This window comes from Streptomyces sp. NPDC050658 (assembly GCF_044457025.1).
Classification (GTDB): Bacteria; Actinomycetota; Actinomycetes; order Streptomycetales; family Streptomycetaceae; genus Streptomyces.
Genome location: NZ_JBITGM010000010.1, coordinates 17,715 through 31,608 on the forward strand (window position 1 = coordinate 17,715; position 13,894 = coordinate 31,608).

General features: G+C 71.5%; 9 protein-coding genes and 1 pseudogene. 3 read left to right on the forward strand and 7 right to left on the reverse strand.

What is annotated here, in order from left to right; genetic code table 11:
* Positions 1-21: 21 nt before the first annotated feature.
* Complete coding sequence (locus ACIBKX_RS29925) at positions 22-1,143, reverse strand: acyl-CoA dehydrogenase family protein (protein ID WP_363275064.1); 1,122 nt, start codon at positions 1,141-1,143, stop codon at positions 22-24.
* A 103-nt stretch (positions 1,144-1,246) separates the two neighbouring features.
* On the opposite strand from ACIBKX_RS29925, the gene ACIBKX_RS29930 reads away from it, so the two are divergent.
* Positions 1,247-2,905 (forward strand): AMP-binding protein, encoded by a 1,659-nt coding sequence (locus ACIBKX_RS29930; protein ID WP_363275065.1) that lies wholly within the window; start codon positions 1,247-1,249, stop codon positions 2,903-2,905.
* A 4-nt stretch (positions 2,906-2,909) separates the two neighbouring features.
* Positions 2,910-3,725 carry a PaaX family transcriptional regulator C-terminal domain-containing protein gene (locus ACIBKX_RS29935; protein WP_363275066.1) on the forward strand — a complete coding sequence of 272 codons (816 nt, stop codon included), beginning with the start codon at positions 2,910-2,912 and terminating at the stop codon, positions 3,723-3,725.
* On the opposite strand, the gene ACIBKX_RS29940 is transcribed toward ACIBKX_RS29935, so the two are convergent.
* Both ACIBKX_RS29940 and ACIBKX_RS29945 read right to left on the reverse strand, forming a co-directional pair.
* Positions 3,709-6,009 carry a bifunctional salicylyl-CoA 5-hydroxylase/oxidoreductase gene (locus ACIBKX_RS29940; protein WP_363275067.1) on the reverse strand — a complete coding sequence of 767 codons (2,301 nt, stop codon included), beginning with the start codon at positions 6,007-6,009 and terminating at the stop codon, positions 3,709-3,711. The two genes, ACIBKX_RS29935 and ACIBKX_RS29940, sit on opposite strands and share 17 nt — an antisense overlap.
* Positions 6,006-6,833: an enoyl-CoA hydratase family protein gene (locus ACIBKX_RS29945; protein ID WP_363275068.1), complete on the reverse strand. Its 828-nt coding sequence runs from the start codon at positions 6,831-6,833 to the stop codon at positions 6,006-6,008. Before ACIBKX_RS29945 ends, ACIBKX_RS29940 begins: the two co-directional genes overlap by 4 nt.
* Positions 6,834-7,153: 320 nt before the next feature.
* On the opposite strand from ACIBKX_RS29945, the gene ACIBKX_RS29950 reads away from it, so the two are divergent.
* The gene (locus tag ACIBKX_RS29950) at positions 7,154-7,570 is read left to right on the forward strand and encodes an ATP-binding protein (protein WP_363275069.1); all 417 of its coding nucleotides are present in this window, start codon (positions 7,154-7,156) and stop codon (positions 7,568-7,570) included.
* Here ACIBKX_RS29950 and ACIBKX_RS29955 read toward each other — a convergent pair.
* The 4 genes and pseudogenes from ACIBKX_RS29955 to ACIBKX_RS29970 form a co-directional block, all read right to left on the reverse strand.
* Positions 7,551-9,023 carry an amino acid permease gene (locus ACIBKX_RS29955; protein ID WP_363275070.1) on the reverse strand — a complete coding sequence of 491 codons (1,473 nt, stop codon included), beginning with the start codon at positions 9,021-9,023 and terminating at the stop codon, positions 7,551-7,553. The genes ACIBKX_RS29950 and ACIBKX_RS29955 overlap by 20 nt on opposite strands.
* 117 nt (positions 9,024-9,140) lie before the next feature.
* Positions 9,141-10,139 carry an ornithine carbamoyltransferase gene (gene argF / locus ACIBKX_RS29960; RefSeq protein ID WP_363275071.1) on the reverse strand — a complete coding sequence of 333 codons (999 nt, stop codon included), beginning with the start codon at positions 10,137-10,139 and terminating at the stop codon, positions 9,141-9,143.
* A gap of 76 nt (positions 10,140-10,215) precedes the next feature.
* On the reverse strand, positions 10,216-11,442 hold the full coding sequence (locus ACIBKX_RS29965; RefSeq protein ID WP_363275072.1) for an arginine deiminase: 1,227 nt from the start codon (positions 11,440-11,442) through the stop codon (positions 10,216-10,218).
* A gap of 87 nt (positions 11,443-11,529) precedes the next feature.
* Positions 11,530-13,894 (reverse strand): annotated as a pseudogene (locus ACIBKX_RS29970) (hypothetical protein); the annotation flags it as partial.

Here is a 13,894-nt window from a genome sequence, read left to right on the forward strand (position 1 = left end):
CAATCGGGCTGGGGGGCGAGGCTAGTTCGCCGCGTACAACGCCTTCGCGATGATCCCCCGCTGCACCTCACTCGCCCCCTCATAAATACGCGGCGCCCGCACCTCGCGGTACAGGTGCTCGAGCAGATGCCCGCGGCGCAACGCACTCGCCCCGTGCAACTGCACCGCCCCGTCCACCACGAACTGCGCCGTCTCCGTGGCCAACAGCTTCGCCATCGCCGCGCGGCGGGCCACGTCCGGCTCGCCCCGGTCGTACGCCGCAGCAGCCGCGTACACCATGAGCCGCGCCGCCTCCGTCCGCGTGGCCATCTCCGCGACCTGGTGCGCGACCGTCTGCAGATCGCTCAGCTTGCCGCCGAACGCGTCCCGCCCGGCCGTATGCGCGAGCGCCGCGTCCAGCGCCGCGCCCGCCATGCCGACCGCGAACGCGCCGACGCTGGGCCGGAAGCGGTTCAGCGTCGTCATGGCGACGCGGAAACCCCGGTCGGGCTCGCCCAACAGATCGTCCGCGCCCACCCGTACGCCGTCGAAGGCGAGCGCGCCGATCGGGTGCGGGGAGAGCATCTCCAGGGGGGTGCCCGAAAGACCGGCCCGGTCGGCGGGCACCAGGAACGCCGTCACTCCACGGGACCCCGCGTCCTGCGTCGTACGGGCGAAGACGGTGTAGAAGTCCGCTTCGGGGGCGTTGGAGATCCAGCATTTCTCGCCCGTCAGGCGCCATCCGGAGCCGTCCCGCTCGGCGCGCAGCGCCAGTGCCGCCGCGTCCGAGCCCGCCCCCGGCTCCGAGAGCGCGAAGGCCGCGACCGCCTGTCCGGCGCGGGCCGGCGTCAGCCACCGCTCCCGCTGGGCCGCCGAGCCGTAGGCCGCCACGGGATGCGCGCCGAGCCCCTGCAGGGCCAGCGCGGTCTCCGCCTCCGTGCAGGCGTACGCGAGGGACTCCCGCAGCAGGCAGAGGTCGAGGGCCGCCGCGTTCTCGCCGAACAGGGCGTCAAGGAGTCCCGCCTGACCCAGCTCCGCCACCAGCGGCCGGTTCACCCGGCCCGGCTCGCCCTTCTCCGCCAGCGGCCGCAACCGCTCCTCTGCGATGCCGCGTAGCTCCGCACACCAAGCGGTTTGTTCCGGATTGAGCGAGAATGCCGTCATGCCGGGCCCTTCCTCTATCGCGGACCGTTGACTGTCGTCACCATCACGATACGCTCGTTGCGCGAGCTCACCACAAGCCCGAACGGCAAGGGGGCGACCCGCTGTGGACGCCAAGGACGCCAGAGACACCAAGAGTGCACCCCTACTCCGACCATCGGCCCACGTCGACACCTTCGCCCGCGACCATCTCCCGCCGGCGGACCAGTGGCCCGCGTTCGTCCACGACCGGCCCGAGCTGCACTACCCCGAACGGCTCAACTGCGGCGCCGAGTTGCTCGACCGCACGGTGGAGCGGCACGGCGCGGACCGCCCCGCGTTCCGCTCCGGGGACGGCGAGGTGTGGACGTACGGAGAACTGCGCCGGCACGTCGACCGGATCGCCCACGTCCTGACCGCCGAGCTGGACGTGCTGCCCGGACACCGCGTGCTGCTGCGCGGCCCCACCACGCCCTGGCTCGCGGCCTGTTGGCTCGCGGTGATGAAGGCCGGGGCGGTCGCCGTCACCGTCCTCGCCCAGCAGCGGTCGCAGGAACTGGCCAAGATGTGCGAGATCGCCGAGGTCAGTCACGCGCTGTGCGACGTGCGCGCGGTGGACGACCTGGTCAAGGCCGGGATACCCGGGCTGAGCCTCACCGTCTTCGGCGGGGACGGGGACGACGACCTGCTGGCCCGCGCCGCCCGCAAGCCCGATGTGTACGAGTCGGTCGCCACCTCCGCCGACGACGTCGCCCTCATCGCCTTCACGTCCGGCACCACCGGACGCCCCAAGGGGTGCATGCACTTCCACCGTGACGTGCTCGCCATCGCCGACACCTTCGCGCGGCACGTCCTGAAGCCGGGCCCCGACGACGTCTTCGCGGGCAGCCCGCCGCTCGGCTTCACCTTCGGGCTCGGCGGCCTCGTCATCTTCCCGCTGCGGGTCGGCGCCTCCACGCTGCTGCTCGAACAGGCGGGCCCCAAGCAGCTGTTGCCCGCCATCGCCGAGCACGGCGTCACCGTGCTGTTCACCGCGCCGACCGCCTACCGCACGATGCTGGAGGAGTTGGGCGGGCCCGACGCCTCCGACATCTCCTCGCTGCGGCGCTGTGTCTCCGCCGGGGAGAATCTGCCCGCCGCCACCTGGCAGGCGTGGCACGAGCGGACCGGGCACCGCATCATCAACGGCATCGGCGCGACCGAGCTGCTTCACATCTTCATCTCCGCCGCCGACGACGCCATTCGGCCCGGTACCACCGGGCGGCCCGTCCCCGGCTGGCACGCGCGCGTGGTCGACGACGCGGGGGTCCCCGTCCCGGACGGCGAACCCGGACTGCTCGCCGTGCGCGGTCCCGTCGGCTGCCGGTATCTCGGCGACGACCGCCAGCTCCAGTACGTACGTCATGGCTGGAACGTCACCGGCGACACCTATGTCCGCGACGCCGACGGCTACTTCAGCTATGTCGCCCGCGCGGACGACATGATCATCTCCGCCGGGTACAACATCGCGGGCCCGGAGGTCGAGGAGGTGCTGCTGCGCCATCCCGACGTCCAGGAGACGGCGGTGGTGGGGCGGCCCGACGAGCTGCGCGGCCAGATCGTCGTCGCGTACGTCGTGGCGCGCGCGGGCACGGCACGCGATGCCGAGCGGCTGCGCGCCTTCGTGAAGAGCGAGCTGGTGCCGTACAAGTGTCCGCGCGAGATCGTCTTCCTGGACGCGCTGCCGCGTACGGCGACAGGCAAACTCCAGCGGTTCCGGCTGCGGGAGCCCGGGCACGTAGAGTGATCACGTGTCCGAGCAGCACACTCCACGGTCCCTGATCGTCACCTTCTACGGCGCCTACGGGCGCGCGGCCCCTGGCCCGGTGCCCGTCGCCGAGCTGGTCAGGCTGCTCGCGCCGGTCGGCGTGGACGCGCCGTCCGTGCGCTCGTCCGTGTCCCGGCTCAAGCGGCGCGGGCTGCTCGTGCCCGCGCGGACGGCGGCGGGCGCGGCGGGGTACGCCCTGTCGCCCGAGGCGCGCCAGCTCCTGGACGACGGCGACCGGCGTATCTACGCCACTCCCCCGGCCGAGCGGCGCGACACCGGCTGGGTGCTCGCCGTGTTCTCCGTACCGGAGTCGGAACGCCAGAAGCGCCATGTGCTCCGCTCCCGCCTGGCCGGACTCGGCTTCGGCACGGCGGCTCCGGGGGTATGGATCGCCCCGGCGCACCTCTACCCGGAGACCCGCCACACCCTGGAGCGCCTCCAACTCGCCGTGTACGTCGACCTGTTCCGGGGCGAGCATCTGGGCTTCGCCGCCACGTCCGAGGCGGTGGGCCGCTGGTGGGACCTCGCCGCGATCGCCAAGCAGCACGAGGCGTTCCTCGACCGCCACGAGCCGGTGCTGCGCGCCTGGCAGGACCGCCCCGACACCCCGCCGTCCGAGGCCTACCGCGACTACCTCCTCGCCCTGGACTCCTGGCGCCGCCTGCCCTACGCCGATCCAGGGCTCCCGCCCGAACTCCTCCCGGCCGGCTGGCCCGGCGAGCGTTCCGCGCAGGTGTTCGCGGCGCTCGACGGGCGGTTGCGGGAGGCGGGGGCGGGGTTCGTCAACTCCCCAGCGTGAGACGGGGCTTGGGCGCGTCCGTGCGGCCCGTCTGGGGGCGGCGGCTGCCTGCGCGGTAAGGCAGGGGCCAGCTGACGCCCTCGCCCGTGTAGCCCTGTTCGGCCGCCGCGTGCAGGGTCCAGTGGGGGTCGTACAGATGGGGGCGGGCCAGTGCGCACAGGTCCGTGCGGCCCGCCAGGATCAGGGAGTTGACGTCGTCCCAGGAGGAGATCGCGCCTACCGTGACGACGGGGATGCCGGTCTCGTTGCGGATGCGGTCGGCGAACGGGGTCTGGTAGGAGCGGCCGTACGCGGGGCGCTCGTCGGAGACGACCTGGCCGGTGGAGACGTCGATCGCGTCGGCGCCGTGCGCCGCGAAGGCGCGGGCGATCTCGACGGCTTCGTCCGCCGTGGTGCCGCCCTCGGCCCAGTCCGTGGCCGAGATGCGCACCGTCATCGGTCTGTCGTCGGGCCACACCTCCCGTACCGCGTCGAAGACTTCGAGCGGGAAGCGCAGTCGGCCGGCGAGTGGGCCGCCGTACTCGTCGGTGCGGCGGTTGGTCAGCGGGGAGAGGAAGCCGGAGAGCAAGTAGCCGTGGGCGCAGTGGAGTTCGAGGAGATCGAAGCCCGCGCGTGCCGCACGCTGTGCCGCATCCCTGAACTGCACGACCAGGAGCCGGAGTTCGGCCTGGGTCAGCTCGCGCGGGGTCTGGGCGCCTTCCTTGTACGGGAGCGGGGACGCTGCCACGACCGGCCAGTTGCCCTCGTCCAGGGGGTCGTCGATGCCCTCCCACATCAGCTTGGTCGAGCCCTTGCGGCCGGAGTGGCCCAGTTGCACGCCGATCGCGGTGCCGGGTGCCTGGGCGTGCACGAAGTCGGTGATCCGGCGCCAGGCCAGGGCCTGCCCAGGGGTGTAGAGCCCGGCACAGCCCGGTGTGATGCGGCCCTCCTCGGTGACGCAGACCATCTCGGTCATGACGAGGCCCGCGCCGCCCAGGGCTCTGGCTCCCAGGTGGACGAGGTGGAAGTCGCCGGGCATGCCGTCCTCGGCGGAGTACATGTCCATCGGCGAGACGACCACCCGGTTGCGCAGGGTGAGGTCGCGGAGGCGGAAGGGCGTGAACATCGGCGGCGTACCCTCCGGGCAGCCGAAGTCGCGCTCGACGGACTCGGTGAAGCCGGCGTCGCGCAGGCGCAGGTTGTCGTGGGTGACGCGGCGGCTGCGGGTGAGCAGGTTGAACGCGAACTGGCGGGGCGGCTGGTCCAGGTAGTCGGGCAGCCGCTCGAACCACTCCAGGCTGGCACGGGCCGCGCGCTGCGTGGACGCCACGACGGGGCGGCGCTCCGTCTCGTACGCGGCGAGGGCGCTCGGGATGTCGGGCTGCTCCTCCAGTTGCGCGGCCAGCGCGAGGGCGTCCTCGACGGCGAGCTTGGTGCCGGAGCCGATGGAGAAGTGGGCGGTGTGCGCGGCGTCGCCGATGAGCACCGTATTGCCGTACGACCAGCGTTTGTTGACGACCGTGCGGAAGGTGGTCCAGGCGGAGTTGTTGCCGTGCAGGGGCCGGCCGCCGAGGGCTTCGGCGAAGATCTTGGCGCAGCGCTCGGTCGACTCCCGCTCGTCGAGGTCCGCGAAGCCCGCCGCCTCCCACACCTCTTCGCGCATCTCGACGATGACGGTGGAGGCGTCGGCGGCGAAGGGGTAGCCGTGCAGCTGCATCACGCCGTACTCGGTCTCCGCGATCTCGAAGCGGAAGGCGTCGAAGGCGAAGTCGGCGGCGAGCCAGATGTAGCGGCAGCGGTGCGTCTCGATGCTCGGCGCGAAGGCTTCGGCGTGCGTCTCGCGGGTGAGGCTGTGCACGCCGTCGGCCGCGATCACCAGGTCGTACGCCGCCGAGAGCTCGGCCGCGGGCGGCGCCTCGGAGCGGAAGCGCAGGTCGACGCCGAGGTCGCGGCAGCGCTCGTGCAGGATCTCCAGGAGGCGGCGCCTGCCGAGGGCCGCGAAGCCGTGGCCGCCGGAGGTGTGGCGGCTGCCCCGGTGCACGATGTCGATGTCGTCCCAGCGGACGAACTCCTCCTGGAGCGCGGCGTATACGACAGGGTCGGCGTGTTCGATGCCGCCGAGTGTCTCGTCGGAGAGGACGACGCCGAAGCCGAAGGTGTCGTCGGGGGCGTTGCGCTCCCAGACGGTGATCTCGCGCCGCGGGTCGAGCCGCTTGAGGAGGCCCGCCGCGTACAGGCCGCCGGGGCCGCCGCCGATGACGGCGACCCTGCCGGCTGCCCGCTCGGCGGCCTCCGGCCCGCTCATCGGCCGCTCCACTTCGGCGGGCGCTTCTCGGTGAACGCCGCGTGGAATTCCTTGTAGTCCTCGCCGTTCATCAGGAGCGCCTGGGTGGCGGCGTCCAGCTCCACGGCCGCCGCGAGCGGCATGTCGAGTTCCGAGGTGAGCAGCGCCTTGGTCTGCGCGTAGGCGAGTGCGGGGCCGTCGGCGAGGCGGCGGGCCAGCGTTCCCGCGGCCTCGGCCGCCCTGCCCTCGTCCGTCAGCTCGCTGATCAGGCCGATCCGCTCGGCCTCGGGGGCGCGCACCGGTTCGCCGAGCATGAGGAGCCGGGTCGCGTGGCCGAGGCCGACGACGCGGGGCAGCAGATACGCGGCCCCCATGTCGCCGCCGGACAGGCCGACCCGCGTGAAGAGGAAGGAGAACCGCGCCGAGGGGTCGGCTACCCGGAAGTCGGCGGCGAGGGCGAGGACGGCGCCCGCTCCCGCGGCCACGCCGTGTACGGCGGCGATCACCGGGAAGGGGCACTCCCGGATCGCCCGCACGACCTGCCCGGTCATCCGGTTGAAGTCGAGCAGCTGCGCGGTGTCCATCGCGAGGGTCGCGCCGATGATCTCGTCGACGTCGCCGCCCGAGCAGAAGCCGCGGCCCTCGCCGCCGAGCACCAGGGCGCGCACGGATTTGTCGCGGGACAGCTCGGCGAGGAGATCGCGCAGATCGGCGTAGGCGCCGAAGGTGAGGGCGTTCAGCTTGTCGGGGCGGGCGAGGGTGACCGTGGCGACCCCGTCGTCGACCTCGTACCTCAGGTGCCGCCAGTCGGGGGTGCGGGGTGCGGAGCCGGTGAAGGGACTCATGAGCTGCGGCCTCCTCGGCCTGGTCGTGAGTGCGCTACCCCTCGAAGTTATCACCGTTCCGTGACTGTCGTCACGAGGCCGCGATAGGGCGTGCTGGGCCGTGATGGGTCGTGATGGGCCACGCGAGCACCCGCGGGACGCACCATCAGCCCCACCGGGAACGAAAATCACGAAATGCACGTCTTTTCACATGGAGCACCACGGGGTCAGCACAGGGCCGGACGTCCCGGACATGCCCGACTGACGACCCTGTCGACAGAACGCTTAAGATTCGTACGGTTGAAAGCAGGACCTCCTGCTGCCTGAACGGACCATCCGCCTTGCACGAACCTCCTCCTCCCGCCTCGTGGCGCATCGCGCTGCCGCACACCACGGCAGCGGTACCGATCGCCCGCGCCCTGGTGCGCACGGCCCTCACGGAGATCGAGACGCCGGCCGACACCGACACGGCCGAGCTGCTCACGGCGGAGCTGGTGGCCAACGCGGTGGAGCACACGGCGGGGAACGACCCCATAGAGCTCGTGATCGAGCTGCTGCCGACCGGCTGCCAGGTGGAGGTGCACGACTCGAACCCGGTGCCGCCGGGGGACCTCACGGCCCCCACGCCGGACTCGGAGCCCGATCCCTGGCAGGAGCACGGGCGCGGACTGCTCCTGATCCGCACCCTCAGCTCGTCCTGCGGACACCGCCCCACCGACTCCGGCAAGGCGGTCTGGTTCACACTGCCTGCGGCGTGAGCTCCTCGGCCTCACCCTCGGCCTTTGCCGCGGCCTCCGCCTGCGCCTTGCCGAGCCGGGAGTGCCGACGGCCGTAGAGCGCGTACACCAGAGCGCCCACGGCGAGGAACACGGCGAACTGCACCCACGTCGTCCAGCCCGTGCCCCAGATCAGATAGAGGCAGAAGCCCACGCCGAGCACCGGGCTCACCGGGTACAGCGGCACCCGGAAGGTGCGCTTCAGCTCCGGCGAGGAGCGGCGCAGCGCGACCACCGCGACATTCACCACGACCATGATCGCCAGCGTGCCGATGGTCGTCAGATTGACCACCACGTCGAGCGACGAGAAGGCGGCCGGGACGGCGAACACGGCGGCGACGATCCAGGTGCCCGTGACCGGCGTCGAGGTCTTCGGCGAGATCCGCTCGAAGACGCGCGGGATGAGTCCGTCGCGGGACATCGACATCAGGATGCGGGTCTGCCCGTACATCACGGCGAGTACGACGGACGCGATGGCCACGACCGCGCCGAAGGCGATGATGCCGCCGCCCACGGTCGAGTCGGTGACCTGGTTGACGACCAGCGAGAGCGCGGCGGGCTTGTCGGCGACATCGCCCGCACCGAGCGCGCCGATCGCACCGAGCGCCACGGCGACGTACAGCAGGGTGACGACACCGATGCAGATCATGATCGCGATCGGGATGTTCCGCCGCGGGTTCTTGACCTCTTCGCCCGCCGTGGTGATCGCGTCGAAGCCGATGAAGGAGAAGAAGGCGAGCGAGGCACCCGAGGTGATGCCGGCGACTCCGGCGCCCGCGAAGGGCGTGAGGTTGCCGTCCTTGAACGCGCTGAACGCGACCGCGAGGAAGAGCAGCAGGATGCCGAGCTTGAGCACGGCCATGGCGGCGGTCGCCCCGGCGCTCTCCCGGATGCCGCGTACGAGAAGGACCGCGGCGAGGGCGATCACGACCACGGCGGGCAGGTTCACGACGCCGCCCTCGCCGGGTCCGGCACAGAGCGCGTCCGGGAGGTGCCAGCCGGTGAGGCTGACCAGGAGTTCGTTCAGGTACTGGCTCCAGCCGACGGCCACGGCCGAGACGGAGACGCCGTACTCCAGGAGCAGGCACCAGCCGACGAGGAACGCGGTGCGCTCGCCCAGCGAGCCGTACGCGAAGGAGTACGAGCTGCCGGAGACCGGGATCGCGCCGCCCAGCTCCGCGAACGAGAACGCGGTGAAGATGCAGGTCACGGCCGCGAGGACATAGGAGACGGCGACTGCGGGGCCGGCCTCGGCGACGCTGTCGGAGAGGCCGACGAAGATGCCGGTGCCGACGATCGCGCCGACGCCGAAGCAGACGAGCTGGAAGAGGCCCATGGTCCGCTTCAGACCGTGCCCTTCCAGGTCGGCGCCCGATTCTGCGACGAGGAGTTCGGGGGACTTGATGCGGAGCCCTGCCGGGCCGGTCGAGCGCATGCGGTGGTTCGCTTTCTGGTGGTGCTGGGCGCGGCGGGGGGTGGTGCCGCAAAGAAGCGGGGCCGGGGGATGGTGTTCCCCGGCCCCGCCCGAGTGAGCCTCAGGTGAGCTGGACGGTCAGGCGAGCGTGGCGACCAGGATCGCCTTGATCGTGTGGAGGCGGTTCTCCGCCTCGTCGAAGACGACGGAGTGCGCCGACTCGAAGACCTCGTCGGTGACCTCGAGAGAGCTTAGACCGTGCCGCTCGTGGATCTCACGGCCGACCTTGGTGCTGAGGTCGTGGAAGGCGGGCAGGCAGTGCAGGAACTTCACGTCGGCGTTGCCGGTGGCGCGCAGCACGTCCATCGTCACCGCGTACGGCGCGAGGGCCGTGATGCGCTCGTCCCAGACCTCCTTGGGCTCCCCCATGGAGACCCAGACGTCGGTCACGACGAAGTCGGCGCCCGCGACGCCCTCGGTGACGTCCTCGGTGAGCGTGATCCTGGCGCCGCTGGCGGCTGCGAGCTCGCGGGCCCGCGCGACGACCGGCTCGGCCGGCCAGTAGGCCTCCGGGGCCACGATGCGTACGTCCATGCCGAGGAGCGCGCCGGTGACGAGGTAGGAGTTGCCCATGTTGAAGCGGGCGTCGCCGAGGTAGGCGAAGGAGGTCTCGGCGAGCGGCTTGGTGCCGTGCTCGGTCATCGTGAGCAGGTCGGCGAGCATCTGCGTGGGGTGCCAGTCGTCGGTCAGGCCGTTGTAGACGGGCACGCCCGACTCGGCGGCGAGTTCCTCGACGGCGTCCTGGCTGTCGCCGCGGTACTCGATGGCGTCGAACATCCGGCCGAGCACGCGTGCCGTGTCCTTCATCGACTCCTTGTGCCCGATCTGGGAGCCGGAGGGGTCGAGATAGGTGGTGGAGGCGCCCTGGTCGGCGGCGGCGACCTCGAAGGCGCAGCGGGTGCGGGTCGAGGTCTTCTCGAAGATCAGCGCGATGTTCTTGCCGGTCAGCCGACGCGTCTCGGTCCCCGCCTTCTTGGCCGCCTTCAGTTCGGCGGCCAGCTCGATCAGGCCGCGGAACTCCTCGGCGGTGAAGTCCAGCTCCTTGAGGAAGTGGCGGCCGGTGAGGTCGATGGCCATGGGGCGCTCCAGAGGTACACGTACGGGGACATTGGAAGTCTATACGACGCACCACATTTATATACAGAGCAGTGTCTCAGCTCACGGCATCGCGCTCCACGGGGCAGCTCATGCACCGGGGGCCGCCCCGGCCCCGCCCCAGCTCGCTGCCCAGGATCTCGATCACCTCGATGCCCTGCTTGCGCAGGAACGTGTTCGTCGTCGAGTTCCGCTCGTAGGCGACGACGACCCCCGGCTCCACCGCGAGCACGTTGCAGCCGTCGTCCCACTGCTCGCGCTCGGCCGCGTGCACGTCCTGCGTGGCGGTGAGCACCCGGATGCCGCTCAGCCCGAGCGCCGCCGCGATCGCCCGGTGCATGTGCTCGGGAGGATGGTCGGTGACCTTCAGCTCCTGCTCGTCGACGCCTGGCTCGATGGTGTACGAGGGGAGCATGCCGAGCCCCGCGTACTGGGTGAAGGTGTCGCCGTCGACCATCGTCATCACCGTGTCGAGATGCATGAACGCACGCCGCTTCGGCATGTCGAGCGCCACGATCGTCTGCGCCGAGCCCGCCGCGAACAGCTTGTGGGCGAGCATCTCGACGGCCTGCGGGGTGGTGCGCTCGCTCATCCCGATGAGCACCGCGCCCTGCCCGATGACGAGCACGTCGCCGCCCTCGATGGTGGAGGGGAAGTCCGACTGCCCCCGCGACCAGAGGTGGAAGTCCTCGGCGCGGAACAGCGGGTGGTGCTGGTAGATCGCCTCGAAGTGCACGGTCTCGCGCTGCCGGGCCGGCCAGCGCATCGCGTTGATGGAGACGCCGTCGTGGATCCAGGCCGAAGTGTCCCGCGTGAAGAGGTGGTTGGGGAGCGGGCCGAGCAGGAAGTCGTCCAGGTCCATGCAGTGGAAGCGCACGGACGTCGGCTCGGGATGCCGCTCCAGGAACTCCCGTTTGGTCATCCCGCCGACCAGCGCCGACACCAGCTCGGCCGACGGCATCGTCTCGAACGCGGCGCGCAGATGGTCGGTGGCGAGCGGCCCGTACTCCTTCTCGTCGAAGACGCGGTCCAGGACGAGCAGCCGGGCCTCTGGTACGTCCATGGTCTCGGTCAGCAGGTCGCCGAAGAGGTGGACGGTCACCCCCCGGTCCCGCAGCACGTCGGCGAATCCATCGTGTTCCTGCCGGGCTCTGCGGACCCACAGGACGTCGTCGAAGAGCAACGCGTCCTTGTTGGTCGGGGTGAGCCGTTTGAGCTCCAGATCAGGTCGGTGCAGGATGACGCGGCGCAGCCGCCCGGCCTCGGAGTCGACACGGAAGGTCATGAACTCAGCCTGCCACGGTGCGCGCGGCGGGACACCAAGACCGGCCAGACCGGTGCCGGACCGGTCGCGCATCGGGTGCCGGCGGCCTCACCGGGTCTGCGTGACCATGTCGTTGAGGGTCTTCTGGGCGAGGTCGGCATGGCGCGCGTCCACCGCCATCTGGAAGGCGAGGGCGTACCGCCGGGCCTCTTCGCCGGTGCCGATGGTGAAGGCGTGGCGCATGCCGAGGAGGTAGATCTTCTTCACGCCGGGCCAGATCGTCTTCTCGCTCTGGGTGAAGCGTGTTTCTCCGTACGCGGTCGACTTGTCGTGCCACTTCCATCCGTCCCGGTCCTCGTCGATCCACGGAAAGCCGCGGTCCAGGCCGGACCACGCCTTGGCGGAACACCCCGCGTCGGGACACCGGTCCACGTCCAACTGCATGAAGCCCTCCACGGGGCGGCCCTTCTCGTCCTTCATGTCGGCGCCGCAGGACCAGTGGCGGTCGCCCGATTCCTGGCCGCAGGTCATCCGGGGCGACTGGAAGACGAAGGGCACGCCCTCCAGGCTCTGCAGCTCCGACGTCTCGCGGCTGCCCCAGACCGGCCCGAGCACGGAACGCGCGGGGATGTCGCGGTGACGGGCGTACACGGAGTCACCGGGCAGCCGGAGGCCGGGCAGCGAGGCCAGGGAACGGGTCGGCGGCGGGCTCAAGTGGGCGTTGTTCAGGAACTGCTGGGCCAGGATGGCGGCCGCCGACAGCTGGCGGTCGCGGTCCGCGAACTCCTCCGAGTACCGCAGGGAGATGTAGACGTTGGCGGCGCGGGCGTGGACGGTGACGTCCTGGGTGTACTCGCCGCGCGTGTCGAGGACCACGGCGCGGGCCTGCTCGCCGACCCGTTCGGGCACGGGGACGACCTTGTGAAAACGGTCCCCCTGGTACCCGTCCAGTACGTCGGCGGCGACCTGCTCGGCGTCGCGGCGGCCGTCCGGTCGGGCGACTGTCCAGGTGAGGCGCACCGTCGACTGCGGGCCGGGGAGTTCGGACGTCCACGCGCACTTTCCCGTGGTTCCTCGGGATGTCGCGGAGGACGGGACGAGGGGCTTGTCGGAGCCCTCGTCGAAGGCGTAACCCGGCTCGCTCACCAGCTTGCAGGCGTCCGGCAGGCGTCCCGTGTACGGCCCCGGCCGGCCCTTGAGGTCCCCCATGGCGCTCAGACCCCAGACCACCAGGGTCGAGGCGACGAGCAGATGGGCGAGCTGCATCCAGGCCACGGCTTCCTGTCCCGACCGGCGCTCGGGCGGTGTTCGCTCGGTCGGAGTGCCCGTCGTTCGCTCGGTCGGCGTGCCCGTCGCGAGCCGGTCCAGCAGCTCCGCGTGCCGGAAGAGATAGACGCCGCCGCTCTGCCGGAGCACGCCCCGCTGATGCGCGTCCTCCAGGAAGGCGTTCAGTCGCCGTCCGGGCACTCCGCGTACGGCGAACCAGGCGCGGGCCACCGTGTACCGGCCCCAGGCCGAGATCACCACCCGGTACAGGAAGACCGCGCCGAGGCAGCCCGCGACGATCAGACAGGGGAGCAGTACGCCCGTCTCCGACCAGCGCCCGGTGTCCCACCAGCCGAGGACCGCCCACGGCGCCGTCCCGATCAGCGCGGTCTCCAGGACCGTGATGTCGTCGCCGGACTCCATCCGCCAGGTCCTGCCGGTCAGCAGGGCGAACCGGTCCGCCCGGAGCAACTGCCGGGGCCCCGCCGCGTTGACGGTGTCGGCGGGGGCGCTCAGGGAGCTGAGCGGACGCCAGGGGCGCCAGCCCGCGGGGAAGGTCACCCGGCGCGGACCCGCGAGGTCCGCCCGGTCGGTGACGAACGCGTCGAGCACCGCCCCGACGACGGTCAACGCGGCGAACGTCAGCCAGATCGGCCCGCCCCACCAGGCGGAGGTCCCGTCGTACCCCAGGCCGCTCCACAGCAGCGTGCCGAGCAGCACCCCCAGCGGGAGCAGCGAGGCCAGGAACAGCAGCAGCCGGGGCGCCGCGAGGTCGAGGCGCCACCAGGCGATCTCCTGAGTCTCGGCCCGCTTCAGATGCCGGGCAAGGAAGGCGAGCCGGACGTGCGCCTGAGCCGCGTCCCAGGGCCCTCGCGCGTCCCGGTCGTCCAGCCCGATCCCGTACACGGCCGGAATGAACCCGTCGAGCAGATGCAGCTCGATGGCACGGTGATCGGAAAAGCGCTCGGGGTCGAGGAGCTCCCTCGGATCGGCCCCGGTATCGCTGTACGCGACACGGGCGAGGCCGACCATGAGGGGGGTGGCGAGGGCGGTACGCAGCGCGTGGGCGGCGGGGTCGCCGACGCTGTCGCCTTCGGCGGCGGGGTCACCGGTGAGTCCGCACCCGCCTTCGGCGGCGGGGTCACCGGTAAGTCCACTCCGGCCCTCGACGGCGGGAACGCCGGTAGACCCGCTCCCACCCTCGGCG

Excerpts from the sequence above, each read along its gene's own strand:
- ACIBKX_RS29955 (WP_363275070.1), bottom strand. The coding sequence starts at position 9,023 with ATGCGCTCGACCGGCCCGGCAGGGCTCCGCATCAAGTCCCCCGAACTC.
- ACIBKX_RS29925 (WP_363275064.1), bottom strand. The coding sequence starts at position 1,143 with ATGACGGCATTCTCGCTCAATCCGGAACAAACCGCTTGGTGTGCGGAG.
- argF (WP_363275071.1), bottom strand. The coding sequence starts at position 10,139 with ATGGCCATCGACCTCACCGGCCGCCACTTCCTCAAGGAGCTGGACTTC.
- ACIBKX_RS29940 (WP_363275067.1), bottom strand. The coding sequence starts at position 6,009 with ATGAGCGGGCCGGAGGCCGCCGAGCGGGCAGCCGGCAGGGTCGCCGTC.
- ACIBKX_RS29945 (WP_363275068.1), bottom strand. The coding sequence starts at position 6,833 with ATGAGTCCCTTCACCGGCTCCGCACCCCGCACCCCCGACTGGCGGCAC.
- ACIBKX_RS29965 (WP_363275072.1), bottom strand. The coding sequence starts at position 11,442 with ATGACCTTCCGTGTCGACTCCGAGGCCGGGCGGCTGCGCCGCGTCATC.